This is a genomic window from Frankia sp. CcCS3, assembly GCF_977927575.1.
Genome location: NZ_CDWRCL010000266.1, coordinates 1 through 5,075 on the forward strand (window position 1 = coordinate 1; position 5,075 = coordinate 5,075).

The window sequence follows — 5,075 nt, forward strand, 5'->3', positions numbered from 1 at the left end:
ACTAGGTGCACATCCCCCACCTGATGGCGCAGCGTTGATTACGGAGAGTTTCTAGTACCTATCCGCCAAGGTCAGGAAACACCGAGCGAATCATCTCAGGCTCCCATCGGTGGAATTCTGCCGAGAATGTTTGGCACATCAGCGGCATCAGGCAGGGTGCCGAAGGCCAGTCCCCCCTCACCGGCGACTCTCGTGGCGCAGAACGCGTCGGCCACGGCGCCCGGGGCGTAGCGCACCAGCAAGGAGCCCTGCAGGACGACGGCAAGTCGCTCAACGATGCGCCGGGCGGCGAACTCCGCGTCCTCGGACCGGTCGAGGACACCGCGCAACCGGGCCCAGGCCGCGTCCAGCCTGCGGTCCGCGCCACGTGCCGCGTCGATCTCCATGGCGAAGGCGGCGAGGCTGGCCGGTTCCCGGGTGACCGCGCGCAGCACGTCGAGCGCGTTGACGTTGCCCGAGCCCTCCCAGATACCGTTCAGTGGCGCCTCGCGGTAGAGCCTCGGCATCCCGGACTCCTCCACGTAGCCGTTACCTCCCAGGCATTCGAGCGCCTCGGCGGCCAGCGCCGGGGAACGCTTGCACACCCAGTACTTCGCGACGGCGATCGCCAACCGTCTGAACGCTCGTTCCTGACGATCGCCACGGGCCGCCCGGTCAACCGCGCCCGCCACCCGAAGCACCAGGGTCGTCGCGGCCTCGGACTCCAGGGCAAGATCGGCGAGCACATTGCGCATCAGCGGAGCATCGATGAGTAGTCTCCCGAACGCGCGTCGGTGACGTACGTGGTGGGCGGCCGCCATGACGGCCGCACGCATCCCCGCCGCCGAGCCGAGGCTGGCGTCGAGCCGGGTCATCGCCACCATCTCGATGATGGCCCGGACCCCTGCGCCCTCCTCGCCGACCAGCCAACCGACCGTGTCGTCGAACTCCGGCTCGCCGCTGGCGTTACTACGGTTACCGAGCTTGTCCTTCAGCCGCGCGATGCGGAAGGTGTTGCGGGCGCCGTCCGGAAGCACCCGTGGCACCCAGAAGCAGGACAGGCCACCGGGGGCCTGGGCCAGGACCAGGAAGACGTCGTTCATCGGGGCGCTGGTGAACCACTTGTGCCCCCGCAGCCGATAGGTCCCGTCGCCCGCCGGCGTCGCCGTCGTCGTGTTAGCACGGACGTCCGAGCCACCCTGCTTCTCCGTCATGCCCATGCCCGCCAGCAGGCCGGCCTTGCCCTCGGGTGGGCGCAAACCCGGATCGTAGACGCGGCTGGTCAGCAACGGTTCGTAGCGGGCGGCGAGCTCCGGGGCGGCGCGCAGCGCCGGCACCACGGCGTAGGTCATCGACACCGGGCACAGATGGCCCTGCTCGACGGTGCCCCAGACCAGGATGTCCGCGGCGCGGGCGACATGGGCGCCGGGACGCGGGTCGGCCCACGGCGCCCCGGCCAGGCCCTCCCGTACCGCGACCTCCATCAGGGCGTGCCAGGAGGGATGGAAGTCCACCTCGTCGACGCGAAACCCATAACGATCATGAGTGCGCAGTTGCGGCGGGAACCTGTTCGCCTCGTCGGCCTGGCGGGCGGCCTCCTCGGTGCCGGCCAACCGACCGAGTCGATGCAGATCGTCCGCATGCCAGCCGGCCCCCTCCCGCGCGAGGGCCGCCAGTAGCGCCGGATCGGCCGCCGCATCGTGCCCCACAAGGGGCGGAGGCTGGTTCGTCACCTCATGGGTCCGGGACGAACACGTCCCGGGAACCGCCGTTGTCCGGTTGACGGTGGTCGGCGAGATCACCGGCCCTCCTCTCGGCCGGGCCGCACATCGGCCTCGACAGTGCCGCACATCGACAGTGCCGCACATCGACAGTGCCGCACATCGACCGGGCCGCGTTCGAGCGGGACCGTATCGAGCACGGCCCGTCGGCACTGGTGTGAAGCGTGCCACTCCTGGCCGCGTCGGACCAGTCGCATCGCGCGCTCTCGCCGGATCCACGGGCCGTGTGCTCGGTGGGGCCGTGTGCTCGGTGGGGCCGTGCGGATCACGGCCGTACCGAAGAAGATCCGCTCCCGCGGCGAAAGCCCACGGCGGACCAGAAACGATCCATGCCGGGTGCCCTGAACAGGTGGGCTGTTCCCGGCCGGCGTCCGGCTATTGCGCCCAAAGGTGTTTACACATTCGGTATCCAACGCCGGGACGATGTCGTCGCGCCCTGATGTCCGGGCGCCGGGCCGGATCGAGAACCGGGTAATCGACCGGTAGCCACGCCCAGGCGAAGAAATCCGCACGCTCCGGCCCACCAGAGGCGCGGTGAATCTCCGGACCGCCATCCGGGCGAGAATGCCGTTTCCCGTTAAGCCAGGCACCGGCGGAGCGGATCGGAAGCAGCCGACGCACCGCTCGACCAAGCCGCCCCGCGCCCTGTCCGACGCCTCGACGAGGAGCCGGCGAGGCGGGCAGGGGCGGTCACGCGCTCCTAATTCACCCGGCGGTCCCGCCGCCGCGAAGCTCCGCCGGCTCGAGCAACGCACGCGGTGACCAGATGATCATCTTCCGCGATACTCGATCGGGCTAGACCGGCCAGGTGTTACGGAGAGTATTGAATAATGCCGAAGGGAACGAGAAGCATGCGGGGGCCGGTCGCGGAAGGTACCAACATCACAGCTCCCCAACCCCGACCGACAGCACCTAGCGTTATATATAGTAACCCATAGTCGAGTTGATGTCGCCTGCCGACTGACCATCCAAGCCTTAAAGTATTCGGAACGACACTTCTAGTAGTCGAATCATCTTCGTTCGGCAATCTCCTCCATCCCACGGACGCGCCGGGTCACCCAGCCCAATACGCCGGTCCGTGTCGGCGCAAGCGGTGGAGTTCTGTCACGGGCAGCGGCCGGTGAAACTCGTGGCACAGATACTCGTATGCTCACCCACTACCGGGATGATTCGACGGCACGGAAAACAGAAAGTCTTCACTCACGGTAAGATCCGTCGAGTCCGGGCACGGTTGTCGGACGGGGCATATAGATGATCAGAGGTGGCCGAATCGGTGGGCGGCAAGCACCCGGACGAGTCACGGCCGCAATCAGAACCTCAGCGGCCCGGGCCGGATCGCGACTCCGGCGGCGATTCATCCACCCACTGATCGTCGGACTACTCACGGTTGCGGTCCTCGGTACCATGGCAATCTGGACAGGCTCCGATCTGCTGAGCCGGGAGAAGATAGACCGCCTCAACGAACGTTCCCAGCTGGTCGAGCGGCTCGCGCAGTGGGCGGCGATCGTCAACAACCCGGCGGCTATGCAGTCCGCGGCCGATCGGACGCCCTTCCAGCCCGGTGACCCCCTGGGGAACGAAGCCCTGCTCCCGCAGCTCCAGATCGCCCACTCCGGCGATGTCATCCGGGTGGTTGCGCTACTCGACACCGCGGGCCATACCACGGCCTCCTATCCACGGGGGAACTCCATAGTCCCCACCGACCTGGGGCAGGCCTGGTCCGCTTCCTGGTCCGGGGTTCCCGCCGTGTCCCCCGTCTTCGCCCTCCACGATGGCCGCGTCAGAGCAACGGTGGTTCCCGTCGGCCGTCCGCGGCCCTGGGCCGTCCTGGTCTCCGTGTCCACCGAGGAGTCCAACCTCCAGTTCACCAACGGGATCGCGGCCCTGCTCGGGGTCGGCCGGGGCAGCATGTCGACGGTCGGCCCGGACGGGGTACCAATCGCCTCCACCGAGCCGGGCATGCTGGGTCGGCAGGTCCTCTCGACCGCCGATCTCTCCCGCTCCCAAGCCCAGCGTGGCGGTGCGCGGATCTGGGAGACAACCGAGAACGGCAAGAGGATCACAAACATCACGGCGGTGCAGCCGACGACGGGGTACCTGACCTACTTCCGGCAGGCCACGGACTCGCTGAACGCCGACCTCCGGGCCCGACGGAACCAACGGAATCTGACGTTGCTGGCCTTCACGCTGACGTCGGTCCTAAGGAGTCGAAATGAAATAACTTGCGCGTTTCGAACCCTCCACAGGCCTGTAACCTGCGATGATGCTCTCGATCACGTATTTGTTACTTCATTACGTCCCCTAAGCATCATCTTCGTCGGCCTGCTGCGGGAGGCGGCGGCTCGGCGTTCCCGGGCCGGGCTGTGCGCGTTGTTCGCGGCGGCCCATGACATCGTGCTGACAACCGACCTCACCGGACGGCTCACGTTCATCAGCCCCGCGATCGTCCCGTTACTCGGCCATTCCCGGGAGGCCTGGCTCGGGCGCAGGGTCGCGGATCTGGTGCACCCGGACGACGCGCACCGGCTCGTACGATTGATCGAAAACCCCGCTGCCGGGTCCCTGCTCAACATTCGGATGACGGCGGCGAACGGCACACCCCGGTGGTTCGACGTCGCGACCCGCCGCCTGTCCACCCGGGACGGATCCGGCGAGGTGCTGATCACCTGCCATGCGGTCGGTAAACGGAAGCAGCTGTTGGACCAGCTCGGCTATCAGGCGCGCCATGATGTACTCACCGGGCTGTGTAACCGGACCGCCTTCGAGGAGCAGCTCGAGGATGCCCTCGCCGCGGCTGCGGGCGTCGCGGTCCTGTTCATCGACCTCGACAGCTTCAAGCCGGTCAACGACACCTTCGGCCACGCGGCCGGCGACCGGGTGCTGCAGGTCATCGGTGGACGGATCCGAACAGTGCTGGGCCCCGACGATGTCGCCGGGAGGTTCGGCGACGACGAGTTCGGGATCCTGCTGCGGCGCGCGAACGAAATCGCCGCTCGCACCATGGCCGGTCGGGTCATCCGCGCGGTACGGGAACCGATTCTCGTCGACGGCTACGAAGTCTGCGTCGCCGCAAGCATCGGAGTAGCGCTGGCCGTCAGCCGGCCCAGCCATTCCGGGCGGCTGCTGCGCGCCGCCGACGAGGCCATGTATAAGGCCAAGCAGGCTGGTCCGGGACGATATATGCCATGGCGGACCCCCTGGCGGCCGAGACCACCACGGTGGAGCCCGCGGTAACCAGGCCCACCGCCGTCCAGTGCACGCCGGCCGAGACCGCCACGCTCGAAGCGCCCGCACCGTCCGCGCCCGTGCTCCTCG

General features: G+C 67.9%; 2 protein-coding genes. One reads left to right on the forward strand and one right to left on the reverse strand.

Translation table 11 applies throughout. The features are described from left to right. Positions 1-95: 95 nt before the first annotated feature. The gene (locus tag AC08OQ_RS17560; protein WP_476599635.1) at positions 96-1,781 is read right to left on the reverse strand and encodes an acyl-CoA dehydrogenase family protein; all 1,686 of its coding nucleotides are present in this window, start codon (positions 1,779-1,781) and stop codon (positions 96-98) included. A gap of 1,383 nt (positions 1,782-3,164) precedes the next feature. Between AC08OQ_RS17560 and AC08OQ_RS17565 the strand changes: the two genes are divergently transcribed. Next, complete coding sequence (locus tag AC08OQ_RS17565; RefSeq protein WP_476599637.1) at positions 3,165-4,994, forward strand: diguanylate cyclase domain-containing protein; 1,830 nt, start codon at positions 3,165-3,167, stop codon at positions 4,992-4,994. Positions 4,995-5,075 lie beyond the last annotated feature (81 nt).